The sequence below is a fragment of the Halomonas sp. THAF12 genome, assembly GCF_009363675.1.
Classification (GTDB): Bacteria; Pseudomonadota; Gammaproteobacteria; order Pseudomonadales; family Halomonadaceae; genus Halomonas; species Halomonas smyrnensis.
Map to the genome: position 1 here is coordinate 1,151,852 of NZ_CP045399.1, position 16,963 is coordinate 1,168,814.

A 16,963-nucleotide genomic window follows, 5' to 3' on the forward strand; every position below is an offset into this window, starting at 1 on the left:
GGTTTACGCTAGGCGCAGACGTTCTGGAAGAGGAATTCGAGATGGGTTTGTTGATCGACGGCCAGTGGCACGACCAGTGGTATGACACCAAGGCGCATGGCGGCGAGTTCGTGCGCGAATCGGCCAAGCTGCGCGACTGGATCACACCCGATGGCAGCCCCGGCCCCGACGGCCGGCCGGCGCGCACCGCCGAGGCCGACCGCTACCACCTCTACGTGTCGCTGGCCTGCCCCTGGGCACACCGCGTGCTGATCATGCGTCGCCTCAAGGGGCTCGAGCCGCTGATCGGCGTCTCGCACACCAGCCCGCTGATGCTCGATCAGGGCTGGACCTATCACCGCGACGAGGGCTCGAGCGGCGATCCGCTCAACGGCGTCGACTTTCACCACCAGCTCTACACCCTGACCGATCCGCATTACACCGGACGGGTCACGGTGCCGGCGCTGTGGGACCGCCGCGACGGCGGTATCGTCAGCAACGAGTCGGCGGATCTGGTGCGCATCTTCAACGACGCCTTCGACGAGCTGACCGGCAATCGCCTGGACCTCTATCCGGCGGATCTGCGCGAGACCATCGATGCCGTCAACGCCGACGTCTACGACCACGTCAACAACGGCGTCTACAAGGCCGGCTTCGCCAGCGAGCAGGGCGTCTACGAACGCCACGTCGAGGCGCTGTTCGCTTCCCTCGACCGGCTGGAGGCGCGGCTCTCCGAGTGGCGCTATCTGGCGGGGGAGTGGCTGACCGAGGCCGACATCCGCCTGTTCACCACTCTGGTGCGGTTCGATGCCGTCTATCACGGCCACTTCAAGTGCAACCTGCGCCGCCTCGAGGACTACCCGAACCTCTCGAACTACATGCGTGAGCTCTATCAGTGGCCGGGCGTGGCCGAGACGGTGAACATGGAGCATATCCAGCGCCACTACTACATGAGCCACGAGACCATCAATCCCAACGGCATCGTGCCGGCCGGCCCGCTGCTCGGTCTCGAGCGTCCCCACGACCGCGAGCGCCTGCCGGGTCGCGGGATTCGCGAGAAAGGGTAGGGCGCCAGCCTTAAGGGAAGGGAGGCATCCGTCTCCCTTCCTTCACTGCCGCTAGCCCTTCTGCTTCGCCAGCCATCGATCCAGCGCGTTGGCGAATTCCCGGCGGTCGACGTCCGAGTAGCCCTTGGGCCCGCCGGTGTGTTCGCCGCTGGCGCGCAGGGTCTCCATGAAGTCCCGCATCTGAACCCGGGCGCGGATGTTGCTCTCGTTCAGCGCCTCGCCGCGGCTGGTCATCACGCCGGCGCCGCGCTCGATGGCGGCCAGGGCCAGCGGCAGGTCGGAGGTGATGACCAGGTCGCCCTTCGTCAGGCGGTCGACGATCTCGTCGTCGGCGGCGTCGAAGCCGTGGCTGACCGCCAGGCCCTTGACCCACTTCGAGGGCGGCAGCGGCACCTGGTGGTTGGCGACGAAGGTGGTCGGGGTGGCGGTGCGCTCGGCGGCGCGCACGATGATCTCGCGGGCGATCCGCGGGCAGGCATCGGCGTCGACCCAAAGGTTCGGCATGGAGGCTCCTGAGACAAGAGGGTGAAGGCAAGGCGTCGCTGGCCACGCGAGGGGCGCCGGGGACGGGGCGCAGAAGGGGCGTGCGCCAGGGAGGGTGTCGCCCGGGGACGGGGCGAGAGCGCCCCTCGGAGACCCGACGCCGGATCAGCCCTCGTGTCGATGCGGCGTCGCGCCGGAAAAGATTGGCCAGAGCAAAGCGACGATGGTAGCATGCGCGCTCCTCGCATGTGCTGACCCCACCATCATACTCAGCGCCGTTTCACCCAGCGTGAACACGACGCTCGCGAAGACGCCGGGCCAACCGCCCAAAGCGTTCGAAATGTGAAGATGGAGCGCCGCCAAGAGTTCGCCACCCGGGTGAATTCGGCGCAGACGGTCGCCACGACGGTTCGCCTGCCAAGGCGGGCTCGAACCGATGCCAGGTGCGACCGGCGTCCCCGACTCCGATGTTGACGACGACCTGCCCCCGTGCAGGATCCCCGACCGTGTGACCGCGTCAGGGGCGCCACGATGTTTCTTGCCGGCGATGCCGGCCTACCAAGGTGTGATTCATGACCTCGACTTCCGTCGCCTCGCCGAGTTTCGGCGATCTGGCCCTGCTGCCTGCCGTTCATTCTGCAATCGAGACCCTCGGCTACGAGACCCCGTCGCCGATCCAGGCACAGACCATTCCAGCCCTGCTGGAAGGCCGCGACATGCTGGGCCAGGCCCAGACCGGTACCGGCAAGACCGCCGCCTTCGCCCTGCCGCTGCTCTCGCGTCTCGACCTCGACAAGCGCGCGCCCCAGGTGCTGGTGATGGCGCCGACCCGCGAGCTGGCCCAGCAGGTGGCCGTCTCCTTCACCAAGTACGGCCAGAACCTCAAGGGCCTGGAAGTCGCCACCCTGTGCGGCGGCATGGAATATCGCGAGCAGATGCAGGCGCTGCGTCGCGGCGCCCAGGTCGTGGTCGGCACCCCCGGCCGCATCATCGACCACCTGGACCGCGGTAGCCTGAAGCTCGACGGCCTGTCCGCCCTGGTGCTGGACGAAGCCGACGAAATGCTGCGCATGGGCTTCATCGACGACGTCAAGCGCGTGGTCGCCGACACCCCCCAGGACGCCCAGCGCGTGTTCTTCTCCGCCACCCTGCCGGCCGAGATCGAGCGCATCGTCAACCGCTACCTGGTCGAGCCGGTCAAGGTGACCATCGAGTCGCGCACCACCACCGGCGAGAACATCGAGCAGCGCCGCGTGCGCATCGAGGGCGGTGCCAAGCAGGAAGCCCTGGCGCGCATCCTCGAGGTCGAGCCGGTCGATGCCGCCATCGTCTTCGTGCGCACCCGTGCCGCCTGCACCACCCTGATGGAGCAGCTCTCCGCGCGTGGCGTCAACGTGGCCAGCCTGTCCGGCGATCTGGACCAGAGCCTGCGCGAGCGCACCATCACCCGCCTCAAGCGCGGCAAGGTCGACGTGCTGATCGCTACCGACGTGGCCGCCCGTGGCCTCGACGTGCCGCGCATCACCCACGTCATCAACTACGACCTGCCCCAGGACGCCGAGGCCTACACCCACCGCATCGGCCGTACCGGTCGTGCCGGTCGCAACGGCGTGGCGATCACCTTCGCCGGCAACCGCGAAGGCCGCAAGGTCGGCTGGCTGGAGCAGGCCACCGGTCAGAAGATGAGCGAGATGGCCCTGCCCGACGAGGCCGCCATCCGCGCCCATCGCGATCAGGTCTTCCACCAGCGCGCCGTCGCCGCCATCACCAAGGGCGCCGAGGAGCAGCGCGCGCTGATCGAGCAGCTGATCGGTGAAGGCTACGATCCGGTCGACCTGGCCTGCGCCTTCTCCGCCCTGGCGCGCGCCGACGAGGCCCCGATCGGCCGCCTCCAGGCGCCGCGCAAGGAGCGCAACGACCGCAACGATCGCCGTGACGGCAAGCCGCGTCGCGAGAACGGCCCCCGTGACCGTGCACCGCGCGAGGGCATGACCCGCTACCGCGTGTCCGTCGGTCACAAGGACGGCGTCAAGCCCGGCCAGCTGGTCGGCGCCCTGGCCAACGAGGGCGGCATCGAGGGCAACCGCATTGGCCGGATCGACATCCGCAATGCATTTTCCGTCGTCGAGTTGCCGAACAACCTGCCGTCGAGCATCCTCGACAAGATGGGGCGCGCTCGGGTCGCCGGTCGTCCGCTGGAGATCAGCGAGGACCGCGCTCCCGCCGAGCGTGCGCCGCGCCGCCGCCGCGACGATGACGGCCCTGTGCCGCGTCGCGAACGCGCCTGAGGCGATCTCGCTAGCGTGAGGCGTCGCTCCAGACCGGAGCGCGCCTCCCGCAACGCCATGACCGAGCAGGTCGGGGGAAACCCCGGCCTGCTCGTCGTTTATCACTACCGGTCCGCGTGGCCGGCATGCATGTCGAGGGGAGAGCGACGATGTGGTCACGTTTGCCGTTTCGCCTGCGGGGCTATCTGATCACCATGACAGGCGTGCTGTTCCTGTCGCCGGATGCGCTGCTGGTCAAGGCCACCACGGTGGACGTGGCCACCTTCATGTTCTGGCGCGGCCTGCTGCTCGGCGTCGCCCTGCTGGGCGTGGCCTGGTGGCGCTACGGGCGTGAGCTGCCGGCGGCGGTGAAGGCCTGCGGTCCCGCGGCCTGGTGGTGCCCGCTGGCCTTCGCCGGCAGCGCCTGGGCCTTCGTCATCGGCGTCCGGCTGACCGCCGCCGGCAATGTGCTGGTGATGATGAACCTGGCGCCGCTGGTCGCCGCGCTGATCGGCTGGTGGGTCTTCGGCGAGCGGCTGCGCCGGCAGACCTGGGTGGTGATCGTGGTCTGCGTGGCCGGGGCCTGCCTGATGGCCAGTGGCGAGATCGGCAGCGGCAACCCCCTGGGGCTCGTGGTGGCCTTGGGAGTGCCGCTGTGTATCGCCATCAACACCACCGTGGCCAGCGCCCAGAAGAGCCAGTCCCGGCGCGGCGTCGACACCACCGTGATCCTGCCGCTGGGCTGTCTGGCCATGCTGGTGCCCGGTGCGTTGCTGGGCGGCGTGCAGCTGCCGTCGGCGGCGGACATGCAATACCTGCTGACGATGGGCGCGCTGCTGACGGTCGCCTACTTCGGCATCCAGACCGGACCGCGCTACCTGCCGGGCGCCGAGGTCAGCCTGGTGATGCTGCTCGAGACCCTGGTCGGCACCCTGCTGGTGTGGCTCTGGGTCGGCGAGGTGCCGACCGTGGTCGCCTTCATCGGCGGCGGTCTGATCGTGGCCGCGATGCTGATCAGCACCCTGCGCGACCTGCGTCGCCAGCGGCAGAAGGCCGCCGCCGGCGCGCCGGATTCGCGGCAGGTGCTTGAGGCCGCCGCCGAGGGCGGGCCCGATGCCGCCGCCGAGCCCGCGGTGGGTCCGCCCGGCGTACGCCGGAGCGACGGGCCGCGCTGAGCCCGGCTGCCGGCGGCAGCCTCGCAGGGCCATGTGGCCTCGGCCGACCGGTGTGGCGGCGGGCGCTATATGTGTGACATTTGCTCTGATATGGTCCGCACTTCGTCAGCCATCCGTCAGGAATCGCCATGTCTTCGCTTTCCATCGGTCTCGTGGGTCTCGGCAAGATCGCCCGGGACCAGCATCTGCCGGCCATCCGGGCCAATCCGACCCTGCAGCTGGTGGCCGGGACCGACCCCGTGGCCGGCATCGACGGCCTGCCGCACCATGCGTCGCTGGAGGCGATGCTCGCCGCCGAACCCGACCTCGACGCCGTGGCCATCTGCACCCCGACCCACCTGCGCTACGCCCAGGCGCGGCTGGCCCTGGAGGCCGGCAAGCACGTGCTGCTGGAGAAGCCGCCCGGCGCCACGCTGAGCGAGGTCGCGGCGCTGGTCGAGCTGGCCGAGCGCAGCCCCGGCACGCTGTTCGCCGCCTGGCACTCCCAGCACGCCGGCGGCGTGGCCGCGGCGCGCGAGTGGCTGGCCGAGCGCCGCATCCTCGGCGTCGAGATCGAGTGGAAGGAGGACGTGCATGTCTGGCATCCCGGTCAGGACTGGCTGTGGGCGCCCGGCGGCATGGGCGTCTTCGACCCCGGCATCAACGCCCTCTCGGTGGCCACCCGGGTGCTGCCGCGGCCGTTCTTCCTGCGCCAGGCGACCCTCGAGGTGCCGGCCGACTGCCAGACGCCGATCGCCGCTGAGCTGGCCTTCATGGATGCCGAGGAGACGCCGATCGCCGCCGACTTCGACTTCCGCCAGGCCGGCGAGGTCACCTGGGAGGTGCGCGTCGCGACCGACGCCGGCCAGCTGCGGCTGACCCACGGCGGCAATCGCCTGCTGATCGACGACGAGGTCGTGGTGGACGCGCCCACCGGCGACGGCAACGACGAGCCGTCGCGGCTGGCCGCCATGGTCGGCCAGGAATACGCCGGGCTCTACGCGCGCTTCGCCGAGCTGGCCGCCGTCGGTCGCTCCGAGGTCGACGTCGCCCCGCTGCGCCAGGTGGCGGACGCCTTCCTATACGGGCGTCGGGAGAGCGTCGAGCCGTTCGAGGGTTGAGACTCGCTGACACGATAACGATCAGGAAAACAACAGGGGCGGCCCATCTGGGCCGCCCCTGTTGTTGGTGGACGGACAGGAACGCGCTCAGCGCCTGGTCATATCCGCCATCCACTGGCGGATGCCGTAGGTCCAGGGCGGCAGCCGGTCCGAGCGGTCGACGCGGTTGACCAGTGCGCCCAGCGAGGGCGTGGCGATGGTCACCACGTCGCCCAGTTGGTGGGTGAAGCCCTGGCCCTCGCCGTCGCGGTCCTGGATCGGCGAGAACATGGTGCCGAGGAACAGCACGAAGCCGTCCGGGTACTGGTGATGCGCGCCGAGGGTCTGGCCGGCCAGGTCCAGCGGGTCGCGGCTGATCTGGCGCATGTCGCTGGAGTCCTCCAGCACGAAGCCGTCGTCGGCGCCCTCGATGCGCAGCGACACCCGGGCCCGGCGGACCGTGTCCAGGGTGAAGCGTTCGTCGAACAGGCGGATGAACGGGCCGATGGCGCAGGAGGCGTTGTTGTCCTTGGCCTTGCCCAGCAGCAGGGCGCTGCGACCCTCGACGTCGCGCAGATTGACGTCGTTGCCGAGCGAGGCGCCGCGGGGCCGGCCGACGGCGTCCACCGCCAGCACGATCTCCGGCTCCGGGTTGTTCCACTCGGAGGCCGGATGCAGGCCCACGCCGCGACCGAAGCCCACCGCCGACAGCGGCTGCGCCTTGGTGAATACCTCGGCGTCCGGCCCGATGCCGACCTCCATGTATTGGGACCAGGCGCCGCGGGCCTGCAGCTCGGCCTTGAGCGCCATGGCCGCCTCGGAGCCGGGGACGATCTTCGACAGGTCGCCGCCGATCACCTGCTTCAGTTCCTCGCGCAGCTCGCCGGCCCGGGCCGGATCGCCGCCGGCCTGCTCCTCGATCACCCGCTCCATCAGGCTGACCGCGAAGGTCACGCCGCAGGCCTTGATCGCCTGGACGTCGCAGGGCGCGAGCAGGTAGGGCGCCTCGGGCGTCTCCGCCAGGGAGCGCTCCAGCAGCGCGCCGACCGGGCCGAGGTCCTCGCCCTCGGCCGTGGCCACCAGCTCGGCCGCGTCGTCGCGCTCGAGCAGGTCGGCCATGCAGGCGACGCTCGCGCTGATATCGACCACCCGGCCGTCGCGGACGACGATCAGCGCCGGACCCTGGTGGGGCGCATCGCGCCAGACCCGGCCGACCAGCAGCGCCTGGTCGGCATCCTCGGGCAGGGCGAAGGTCATGCTATCGGACATGAACGCCTCCTCAGGCCTCGCGTTGGCCGTCGACCAGGCGGCTGACGCCGGCCGGGTTGCCGTCCTGGAGCGCCTCGGGCAGCAGGCCCTGGGGCAGGTTCTGGTAGCACACCGGACGCAGGAAGCGATGGATCGCCGCGCTGCCCACCGAGGTGGTGCGCGCGTCCGAGGTGGCCGGGTACGGGCCGCCATGGACCATGGCGTGGCACACCTCGACGCCGGTCGGCCAGCCGTTGGCCATCACCCGGCCGGCGCGGCGTTCGAGCGTCGGCAGCAGCGTGCGGGCCGACTCCAGATCGGCGTCGTCCATCTGCAGGGTGGCGGTGAGCTGGCCTTCCAGCGACTCGGCCACGCGCTTGACCTCGTCGAGGTCGGCACACTCGACCACCAGCGAGGTGGCGCCGAAGACCTCGGCCTGCAGCGCCTCGTCGCTCAGGAAGTCCTGCGCGGAGGCCACGAACAGCCCGGTCTGGCAGGCGTTGGGACCTTCGCCGGCGGCGCCGCGGGCGATCTCGCGCGCCTTGCTGCTTTGCATGAGGCCGTCGACGCCCTGCACGTAGGCCTCATGGATGCCCGGCGTGAGCATGGTCTGGGCCGCGGAGCCCTTCACCGCTTCGGCGGCGGATGCCACGAAGGCATCGAGCGCCTCGCCCTTCACGGCGATCACCAGGCCGGGGGTGGTGCAGAACTGGCCGGCGCCCATGTTCAGCGAGCCGATAAAGGCCTCGCCAAGCTCCTTGCCGCGGTTGTTCAGCGCTTCCGGCAGCAGGAACACCGGGTTGATGGAGCTCATCTCGGCGTAGACCGGGATCGGCTCGGGGCGCGACTGGGCGGCCTGCATCAGCGCGGTGCCGCCGCTGCGCGAGCCGGTGAAGCCCACGGCCTTGATGCGCGGGTCGCGCACCAGCGCCTGGCCGAGTTCGCGGCCGGAGCCGTAAAGCAGCGAGAACACGCCCTCGGGCAGCTCACATTTGGCCACGGCGCGCTGCACGGCGCGGCCGACCAGCTCGGAGGTGCCGGGATGGGCGGCGTGGGCCTTGACCACCACCGGGCAGCCGGCGGCCAGCGCCGAGGCGGTATCGCCGCCGGCCACGGAGAACGCCAGCGGGAAGTTGGAAGCGCCGAACACGGCGACCGGGCCCAGGGCGATGTGACGTTGGCGCAGGTCGACCCGCGGCATCGGCGCACGCTCGGGCAGGGCCGGATCCAGGCGCACGTCGAGCCATTCGCCGGCGCGCACGACCTTGGCGAACAGGCGCAGCTGGCCGCAGGTGCGACCGCGCTCGCCTTCCAGGCGGGCCCGCGGCAGGCCGGACTCGGCCATGGCGCGAGTGATCAGGTCATCGCCGATGGCTTCGATCTCGTCGGCCACGGTCTCGAGGAACGCGGCGCGCTTTTCCAAGCCGGTCTCGCGGTAGGCGTCGAAGGCGGCCCAGGCCAGCTCGCAGGCCTGTTCCACCTCGGCCTGGCCGCCGGCGGGATAGCCCGGGGACAGGGTCTCGCCGCTGGCGGGATCGACGGCCTGGATCGCGGTGCCGTCGCTGAGCACGGCCTGCTGGCCGATGAGTTGCTTGCCTTCCAGTGTCATGGGGCCTCCTGAGGTCACAGGGATTGAACGGGGGTATCGGTGGTGTCGGCCTCGAACGCCAGCGGGTTGCGCAGCGTGCGGCCGAAGGCCGGCAGGGCGATCTCGAAGCGATCGCCGTCGCGGGTCTGTACGCCGTCGGCGAAGCTCAGCGTCGCGGTGCCGAAGAAGTGCACGTGGACGTCGCCGGGGCGCCGGAAGCCTGGGTACTTGAAGTGGTGCTGCTCGAGGTTGGCGACGGTGTGGGCCATGTTGGCCTCGCCGGTGAGGAACGGCTTCTCCCACAGGGTCTCGCCACCGCGCACGATGCGGCTCGTGCCCTCGAGGTGGTCGGGCAGCTCGCCGATCAAGAGCTCCGGGCCGAAGCTGCAGTGGCGCAGCTTGGAGTGGGCCAGCCACAGGTAGTTGAAGCGCTCGGTGACGTGGTCGGAGAACTCGTTGCCGATGGCGTAGCCGACGCGCCAGGGCTGGCCATCGTCGCCGATGACGTAGAGCCCGGCGAGCTCCGGCTCCTCGCCGGCGTCCTCGGCGAAGGCCGGCACCGGCATCGGCGCCTCGGGGGCCACCACGCAGTCGCCGTCGCCCTTGTAGAACCACTCCGGCTGGGCGCCGGTCTCGCCGGCGGCGGGCTTGCCGCCCTCCACGCCGAGCTTGAACATGCGCATGGAGTCGGTCAGCTCGGACTCGTCGGCCTGGGCCTTGGCATGCATGGAGGCGCGGGTATCGGCGCTGCCCAGGTGGGTCAGGCCGGTGCCGGTGACCAGGCAGTGGGCCGGGTCGTCGTGGGTCAGCGGCGGCAGCAGCTGGGCGCCGTCGATCAGCCCCTGGTAGTCCAGGCGGGTCTCGGTCAGCGCCGCCTCGACGATCTCGGCCAGCGGCCGGCCGGCGGCGATGGCACGCCGGGCGAGGGTGTAGGTGTCGGCCTCGGTCAGGCGGACTGTGTTGTCGTCTTCGACCAGGGCGGCGCGGGCCGCACCGTCATGAAGGCACTGGATGATGCGCATGGCGAGTTTCCTCGGCTGTCGGGTCGGGGCGACGAGGCATTGACGTGGCCCCATCATAGCCCCGGCGCCGGGTGTATGTGCAACATATGTTTTTATATGTTGATTTTAAATGTGGGTGATCGAGGCAAGGCGACGGGGCGTCGCCTTGCCGGCGCGGTTACACCAGCCACATGGCCATGTCGGGCCAGAACAGCAGCGCGAACAGCACGCACAGCTGCAGGGCGATGAAGGGCAGCACCGCGACGAAGATGTCCTTGAGGCTGACCTCGGGTGGGGCCACGCCCTTGAGGTAGAAGGCGGCCGGGCCGAACGGCGGCGACAGGAAGGACACCTGCATGTTCACCGCGAACAGGATGCCGAACCAGATCGGGCTGTAGCCCAGCTGCTCGACGATCGGCACGAAGATCGGCAGCGTCAGCATGGCCACGCCGATCCAGTCGAGGAACATGCCCAGCACCAGCAGGATCGCCATCATCACCAGGATGATCACGATCGGCGCCACGTCGAGGCCCATGATCATGCTCGAGATGAAGCGGTTGCCGCCCATCAGGTTGTAGACGCCCACCAGCGCCGCGGCGCCGATGCCGATCCAGATGATCATGCCGCAGGTGGTCAGGGTCTGGCCGAGGCTCTGGTGCAGGGTCTTGAACGAGAACTCGCCGCGGGCGACCACCGCCAGCAGCACGCCGAACACGCCCATGGCCGCCGCCTCGGTGACCGAGGCCACGCCGCCGTAGATCGAGCCCAGCACCAGCCCGGCGATCAGCGCCGGCACGATGATGGCGCGCAGCGCCTGGCCGCGGGTGGCGAAGCCTTCCTCGCGGTCGGCGTCGGTCATCGGCGGGCCCATCTCGGGGTTCTTCAGGCAGCGCACCAGCACGTAGCCGATGTAGCTGGCCATCAGGATCACCGCCGGGGTGATGGCCGCGGTGAACAGGTCGGCGATCGACTGGGAGGCGATCAGGCCGTAGATGATCAGCACGATGGACGGCGGCATCATGGTGCCGAGCGCGCCGCCGGCGCAGACCACGCCGATCGACAGGTGCTTGTCATAGCCCAGTCGCAGCATCTGCGGCAGCGCCAGGATGCCCAGCAGCACGATCTCGCCGCCGATGATCCCGGACAGCGCGGCCAGGAAGAAGGCCACCACGATGGTCTGCACGGCCACGCCGCCGGGCAGGCGGCCGGCGAACACCCGCATGGCGTTGAACAGGTCCTTGGCGATCCCCGATCGGTCCAGCAACGAGGCCATCAGCACGAACATCGGCACCGCCACCAGCGAGTATTCGGTGACGAAGCCGTAGACCCGGCTGGTGACCAGCGGCAGGGCGTTGGGCCCGAACCAGCCGAAGGTAAAGGAGAGCGCGACCAGGCCGGTGATGAAGGCCAGCGGCAGGCCGGTGATCAGCAGGGCGAAGATCAGCCCCACCATCAGCAGGGTTCCGGTTGCGATATCCATCAGTCGGTCTCGTGTGATGTGGTGTCGGGCCGGCGGCGCAGCGAGCGGATCAGGTGCAGGCAGGACTGCACGCACATGATGGCGAGTGCCAGCAGGATCATGCCCTTCACCAGCGCCGGAAACGGCGGGTTCCAGGAGGTGCCGGAACGTTCCAGCTGCCATTCGCCCAGCGGGTTGTGGGAGGCCGACCAGAACATGGTGAAGGCGGCGTAGCTCATGGCCAGGCAGAAGCCGAAGGTCACCAGGTCGTTGAAGCGGTCGAGCCACAGCCGGCAGCGCGGGCTGGCGGCGTCGTAGAGCACCTTGACGCGGATATGGCGATCGCTGGCCAGCGCGGCGGGGCCGCCCAGGGCGAAGCCGACCGCGACCAGCATCACCACGCTCTCGTGGACCCAGGAGGTCGGCGAGTTGAAGGCGTAGCGCATGATGACCTCATAGACGCTGATCGCCATGGCGATGAACACCAGCCAGGCGGCGCCGCTAGCGGCCATGACCACGCCGCGGTCGAAGGCGCCGCGCACGGGCGGCGCGCTGTCGCCTTCGATCGCGGCGGGATCGTCGGGAAGGGGGGAAGACATGACTCCTCCGGGGGCGCGGGATGCGCCGTCATGAACGTCAGGGAAGACGGCGGCGCACGGGCGCCGCCGTCCGTTGTGGCTGGGGATTACAGCTGGCCGCGGGCCTCGAGGAAGGCGGTGGCCTGGTCGTAGATCTTCTGGGTCATCTCGTTGCGGCCGGCCCACTCGGCCCATTCCTGCTCGGCGGCCTGGCGGAATGCCTTGCGCTCCTCGGCGGGCAGGTCGATGGGTGTAACGTCGGGGTTCTGGTTGAGTGCCTGCAGGGTCTCGATGTCCTGGGCCTTGAGGCGGGCGATCAGGTCATAGGCCATGCCGTCGAAGGCGGTCTCGAGGGTGGTCTGGATGTCCTCGGGCAGGCCGTCCCAGATGTCCTGGTTGATCGACACGGCGATCATCGGCATGGAGTGGAAGCCCGGATAGAGCGGGTAGGGCGCGAAGGCGTGGATGCCCATGGCGTCGTTGTTGGACAGCACCGTGGAGTCGGCGGCGTCGATCACGCCCTTCTCAAGGCCGGTGTAGACCTCGGAGCCCGGCAGGTTGACCGGGGTGGCACCGATGCGTTCGAAGATGTTGTAGACCATGCCCTGGGGCGCGCGGATCTTGAGGCCTTCGAAGTCGGCGATGGAGTCGACCTCGACGGTGGAGGGAATCGACTCCAGCGGGAAGGTCGCGGCGCTGATCAGGTGGGTGCCGTAGGGCGAGGCCAGCTCGTTGTAGAGCGCCTCGCCGCCGCCCTGCTTCATGAACTCCAGGAAGTCGTAGGGATCGTTCCAGGCGCCGACCAGGTTGCCGATCATGCCGAAGGCCGGGTCCTGGCCCGAGAAGTAGCTGGGATCGGTCATGTGGCCCTGGAGGATGCCGGAGGAGACCGCCTGCAGGGTCTCGGTGGGGCCGACCACGGCGTTGATCGGCAGCATCTCGATGCTCACCCGGCCGTCGGTCATGGTCTCGATCCGGTCGGCCCACTCCTGCTTGATCTGGAAGCTGGGTTCGCCGGCGGTCTCGGAGGCCTGGAACTTCCACTCGTATTCCGCCGCCTGGGCGGAGGACAGGCCGAGCATCAGCGCCGTGCCGGTAAGCAGCAGGCGGGGCGTCTTGAGGTAGGGCATCGGAACTCTCCATCGAAGCTGTTGTTGTGTCGCGGCGCTCCGGCTGGCGTGCCGTCGCGGGCCCTAAATGTTGTACATACGGCATATTTGTTCAACATATACTTTCGTATGTGTCGACTACGGGGCGGCATCCGGCTACCGTCATGTCATGGCCGCGCCGCCCGAGGGCCGCGCTCCGGGTGAGACGCTCGACACGAGAACAGGCCGCGATACGCGATGAGGAGAGGCTTCCATGACAGACAGCAAGCGCCGGCTGCGCAGCGCCGAGTGGTTCGGCAGCGCCGACAAGAACGGCTTCATGTACCGCAGCTGGATGAAGAATCAGGGCATTCCCGACCACGAGTTCCAGGGCAAGCCGATCATCGGCATCTGCAACACCTGGTCGGAGCTGACGCCCTGCAACGCCCACTTCCGCAAGATCGCCGAGCACGTCAAGAAGGGCATCCTCGAGGCCGGCGGCTACCCGGTGGAATTCCCGGTGTTCTCCAACGGCGAGTCCAACCTGCGCCCCACGGCGATGTTCACCCGCAACCTGGCGAGCATGGACGTCGAGGAGGCGATCCGCGGCAACCCGATGGACGCCGTGGTGCTGCTGGTGGGCTGCGACAAGACCACCCCGGCGCTGCTGATGGGCGCGGCCAGCTGTGACCTGCCGACCATCGTGGTGACCGGCGGGCCGATGCTCAACGGCAAGCACGAGGGCCAGGACATCGGCTCCGGCACCGTGGTGTGGAAGCTCTCCGAGGAGGTCAAGGCGGGCAAGATCTCGATCCATGACTTCATGGCCGCCGAGGCCGGCATGTCGCGTTCGGCGGGCACCTGCAACACCATGGGCACCGCCTCGACCATGGCCTGCATGGCGGAATCCCTCGGCACCTCGCTGCCGCACAACGCGGCGATCCCGGCGGTGGATTCACGCCGCTACGTCCTGGCACATCTCTCCGGTAACCGCATCGTCGAGATGGTCGACGAGGACCTGAGGCTGTCGAAGGTGCTGACCAAGGACGCCTTCGAGAACGCCATCCGCACCAACGCGGCCATCGGCGGCTCGACCAACGCCGTGATTCACTTGAAGGCCATCGCCGGGCGCATGGGCGTCGATCTGGCGCTGGACGACTGGACGCGCATCGGCCGCGGCACGCCGACCATCGTCGATCTGCAGCCCTCCGGGCGCTTCCTGATGGAGGAGTTCTACTACGCCGGCGGCCTGCCCGCGGTGCTCAAGCGCCTCGGCGAGGCCGACCGCCTGCCGCACAAGGACGCCCTGACCGTCAACGGCAAGACCCTGTGGGAGAACGTCTGCGACGCGCCGCTCTACAACGACGAGGTGATCCGCCCGCTGGACTCACCATTGCGCGCCGATGGCGGGATGTGCGTGCTGCGCGGCAACCTGGCGCCGGGCGGCGCGGTGCTCAAGCCCTCGGCGGCGAGCCCCGAGCTGATGCAGCATCGCGGCCGCGCGGTGGTGTTCGAGAACTTCGACGACTACAAGGCTCGCATCAACGACCCGGACCTGGACGTCGCTGCCGACAGCATCCTGGTGATGAAGAACTGCGGGCCACGCGGCTATCACGGCATGGCCGAGGTCGGCAACATGGGCCTGCCGTCCAAGCTCTTGGAGCAGGGCATCACCGACATGGTGCGCATCTCGGATGCCCGCATGAGCGGCACCGCCTACGGCACCGTGGTGCTGCACGTGGCGCCGGAGGCGGCCGCCGGCGGCCCGCTGGCCGCGGTGCGCAACGGCGACTGGATCGCGCTCGACTGCGAGAGCGGCCGGCTGCATCTGGAGGTCGGCGAGGCCGAGCTCGAGGCGCGCCTGGCCGAGAGCGATCCCACCGCCGAATCGAAGGAGATCGCCCGCAGCGGCGGCTACCGCCAGCTCTATATCGAGCACGTGCTGCAGGCCGACGAGGGCTGCGACTTCGACTTCCTGGTCGGCCCGCGGGGCGCCGACGTGCCGCGCCACTCGCACTGAGGTAACGGACGCCATGACGGAACGCACCATGAACGATGGTTCCATGACCTCCGACCGGCTGCGCTCGCGCGACTGGTTCGACAATCCCGAGCATCCCGGCACCACCGCGCTCTGCCTGGAGCGCTACATGAACCAGGGCATCACCCTGGAGGAGCTGACCAGCGGCCGGCCGATCATCGGCATCTGCCAGTCCGGCTCGGATCTCACGCCCTGCAACCGGCACCACATCGAACTGGTGAAACGGGTCAAGGACGGCATCCGCGCCGCCGGCGGGGTGCCCTTCGAGTTCCCGCTGCACCCGATCCACGAGAACGTGCGCCGTCCCACCGCGGCGCTGGATCGCAACCTGGCCTATCTGGGGCTGGTCGAGGTGCTGCACGGCTATCCGCTGGACGGCGTGGTGCTGACCACCGGCTGCGACAAGACCACCCCGGCCAGCCTGATGGCCGCGGCCACGGTCAACATCCCGGCCATCGTGCTGTCCGGCGGGCCGATGCTCAACGGCTGGCGCGGCGCCGAGCGCGTCGGCTCCGGTACCGTGGTGTGGGAGATGCGCAAGCGCCTGGCCGCCGGCGACATCGACTATCCCGAGTTCCTCTCGCGAATCGCCGATTCGGCGCCCTCGGTGGGCCACTGCAACACCATGGGCACCGCCTCGACCATGAACTCCCTGGCCGAGGCGCTGGGCATGAGCCTGCCCGGCTCGGCGATGATCCCCGGGCCCTACAAGGAGCGGGGCGCGGTGGCCTATCAGACCGGCGAACGCATCGTCGACATGGTCTGGGACGACCTGCGGCCGAGCGACATCCTGACCCGCGAGGCGTTCGAGAACGCCGCCATCACCTGTTCTGCGCTGGGCGGGTCGTCCAACGCGCCGATCCACCTCAACGCCATCGCCCGCCACGCCGGCGTCGCCTTCGACAACGACGACTGGCAGCGTCTCGGCCACGAGGTGCCGCTGCTGGCCAACGTGATGCCGGCCGGGGCCTATCTCGGCGAGGAGTTCCACCGCGCCGGCGGCGTGCCGGCGGTGATGTTCGAGCTGCTGGCGGCGGGCCGGCTCCACGGCGAGGTGGCGACCGTCAACGGCCGCCCCCTGGCCGAGAACCTGGCCGGCCGCGAGACCGCCGACGACGAGGTGATTCGCCGCTACGCCAATCCGCTGGTCGAGCACGCGGGCTTCCTCAACCTCAAGGGCAACCTGTTCGACTCGGCGCTGATGAAGACCAGCGTGATCGCCGCGGACTTCCGCCAGCGCTTCCTCGAGGACCCCGAGGACCCCGACGCCTTCGAGGGCAGGGTGGTGGTGTTCGACGGCTCCGAGGACTATCACGCCCGGATCGACGATCCCGCCCTCGAGATCGATGCACGCACCATCCTGGTGATGCGCGGCGCCGGTCCGGTGGGCCATCCCGGTGGCGCCGAGGTGGTCAACATGCAGCCGCCCGAGGCGCTGATCCGCGCCGGCATCGAGTCCCTGCCGTGCCTGGGCGACGGGCGACAGTCGGGCACCTCGGGCTCGCCGTCGATCCTCAACGCCTCGCCGGAGGCCGCCACCGGCGGGCCCCTGGCGCTGCTCGAGAGCGGCGACCGGCTGCGCGTCGATCTCGGCCGCTGCGAGGTGACGCTGATGGTCGACGACGCCGAGCTGGCCGCGCGCCGCGAGCGCCTGGAGGCCGAGGGCGGCTATCGCTATCCCGGGCATCAGACGCCCTGGCAGGAGATCCAGCGCTCGATGGTCGAGCCGCTGGACCGCGGCATGACCCTGGCGCCGGCGACCAAGTATCGCGACGTGGCCCGGGTCAGCCCGCCGCGGGATAATCACTGAAACCACGTGGAACGCGCAACAGCACGCGGCCGGCGCCCCTCCCGGCGCCGGCCGCGTTCTGTTGCGCGTTCGGTGATATAGGGCCGAGTGGGAGCTAGGCGCG

Annotated in this window: 13 protein-coding genes; 6 read left to right on the top strand and 7 right to left on the bottom strand. The window is 69.6% G+C overall.

The window, feature by feature from the left end; genetic code table 11:
* Positions 1 to 41: 41 nt before the first annotated feature.
* The gene (locus tag FIU88_RS05185; protein WP_152478427.1) at positions 42 to 1,046 is read left to right on the top strand and encodes a glutathione S-transferase family protein; all 1,005 of its coding nucleotides are present in this window, start codon (positions 42 to 44) and stop codon (positions 1,044 to 1,046) included.
* 51 nt (positions 1,047 to 1,097) lie between these two features.
* Here FIU88_RS05185 and FIU88_RS05190 read toward each other — a convergent pair whose 3' ends face one another.
* A complete protein-coding gene (locus FIU88_RS05190) occupies positions 1,098 to 1,550 on the bottom strand; it encodes a YaiI/YqxD family protein (protein ID WP_016855541.1) in 453 nt (150 codons plus the stop codon).
* Positions 1,551 to 2,101: 551 nt separating this feature from the next.
* On the opposite strand from FIU88_RS05190, the gene FIU88_RS05195 reads away from it, so the two are divergent.
* The 3 genes from FIU88_RS05195 to FIU88_RS05205 all read left to right on the top strand — a co-directional run bounded on the left by FIU88_RS05195 (position 2,102) and on the right by FIU88_RS05205 (position 6,071).
* Entirely contained in the window at positions 2,102 to 3,817 is a 1,716-nt protein-coding gene (locus tag FIU88_RS05195; RefSeq protein ID WP_016855542.1) for a DEAD/DEAH box helicase, read from the top strand.
* A 149-nt stretch (positions 3,818 to 3,966) separates the two neighbouring features.
* Positions 3,967 to 4,971 carry a DMT family transporter gene (locus tag FIU88_RS05200; RefSeq protein WP_172977661.1) on the top strand — a complete coding sequence of 335 codons (1,005 nt, stop codon included), beginning with the start codon at positions 3,967 to 3,969 and terminating at the stop codon, positions 4,969 to 4,971.
* A 128-nt stretch (positions 4,972 to 5,099) separates the two neighbouring features.
* Entirely contained in the window at positions 5,100 to 6,071 is a 972-nt protein-coding gene (locus tag FIU88_RS05205; RefSeq protein ID WP_152478428.1) for a Gfo/Idh/MocA family protein, read from the top strand.
* An 87-nt stretch (positions 6,072 to 6,158) separates the two neighbouring features.
* On the opposite strand, the gene FIU88_RS05210 is transcribed toward FIU88_RS05205, so the two are convergent.
* The 6 genes from FIU88_RS05210 to FIU88_RS05235 form a co-directional block, all read right to left on the bottom strand.
* A complete protein-coding gene (locus tag FIU88_RS05210) occupies positions 6,159 to 7,319 on the bottom strand; it encodes a fumarylacetoacetate hydrolase family protein (RefSeq protein WP_152478429.1) in 1,161 nt (386 codons plus the stop codon).
* A gap of 10 nt (positions 7,320 to 7,329) precedes the next feature.
* Positions 7,330 to 8,907, bottom strand: coding sequence for an aldehyde dehydrogenase (NADP(+)) (locus FIU88_RS05215; RefSeq protein ID WP_152478430.1), 1,578 nt, complete (start codon positions 8,905 to 8,907; stop codon positions 7,330 to 7,332).
* Between the two features lie 14 nt (positions 8,908 to 8,921).
* Positions 8,922 to 9,908 carry an AraD1 family protein gene (araD1, locus tag FIU88_RS05220; protein WP_152478431.1) on the bottom strand — a complete coding sequence of 329 codons (987 nt, stop codon included), beginning with the start codon at positions 9,906 to 9,908 and terminating at the stop codon, positions 8,922 to 8,924.
* A gap of 157 nt (positions 9,909 to 10,065) precedes the next feature.
* A complete protein-coding gene (locus FIU88_RS05225; RefSeq protein WP_152478432.1) occupies positions 10,066 to 11,367 on the bottom strand; it encodes a TRAP transporter large permease subunit in 1,302 nt (433 codons plus the stop codon).
* Entirely contained in the window at positions 11,367 to 11,945 is a 579-nt protein-coding gene (locus tag FIU88_RS05230) for a TRAP transporter small permease subunit (protein ID WP_152478433.1), read from the bottom strand. The genes FIU88_RS05225 and FIU88_RS05230 overlap by 1 nt, the downstream gene beginning before the upstream one ends.
* A gap of 86 nt (positions 11,946 to 12,031) precedes the next feature.
* The gene (locus FIU88_RS05235) at positions 12,032 to 13,054 is read right to left on the bottom strand and encodes a TRAP transporter substrate-binding protein (RefSeq protein ID WP_152478434.1); all 1,023 of its coding nucleotides are present in this window, start codon (positions 13,052 to 13,054) and stop codon (positions 12,032 to 12,034) included.
* 232 nt (positions 13,055 to 13,286) lie between these two features.
* Between FIU88_RS05235 and FIU88_RS05240 the strand changes: the two genes are divergently transcribed.
* On the top strand, positions 13,287 to 15,032 hold the full coding sequence (locus tag FIU88_RS05240; protein ID WP_152478435.1) for an IlvD/Edd family dehydratase: 1,746 nt from the start codon (positions 13,287 to 13,289) through the stop codon (positions 15,030 to 15,032).
* 28 nt (positions 15,033 to 15,060) lie between these two features.
* Positions 15,061 to 16,860, top strand: coding sequence for an IlvD/Edd family dehydratase (locus FIU88_RS05245; protein ID WP_152478436.1), 1,800 nt, complete (start codon positions 15,061 to 15,063; stop codon positions 16,858 to 16,860).
* The last annotated feature ends 103 nt before the right edge of the window (positions 16,861 to 16,963 follow it).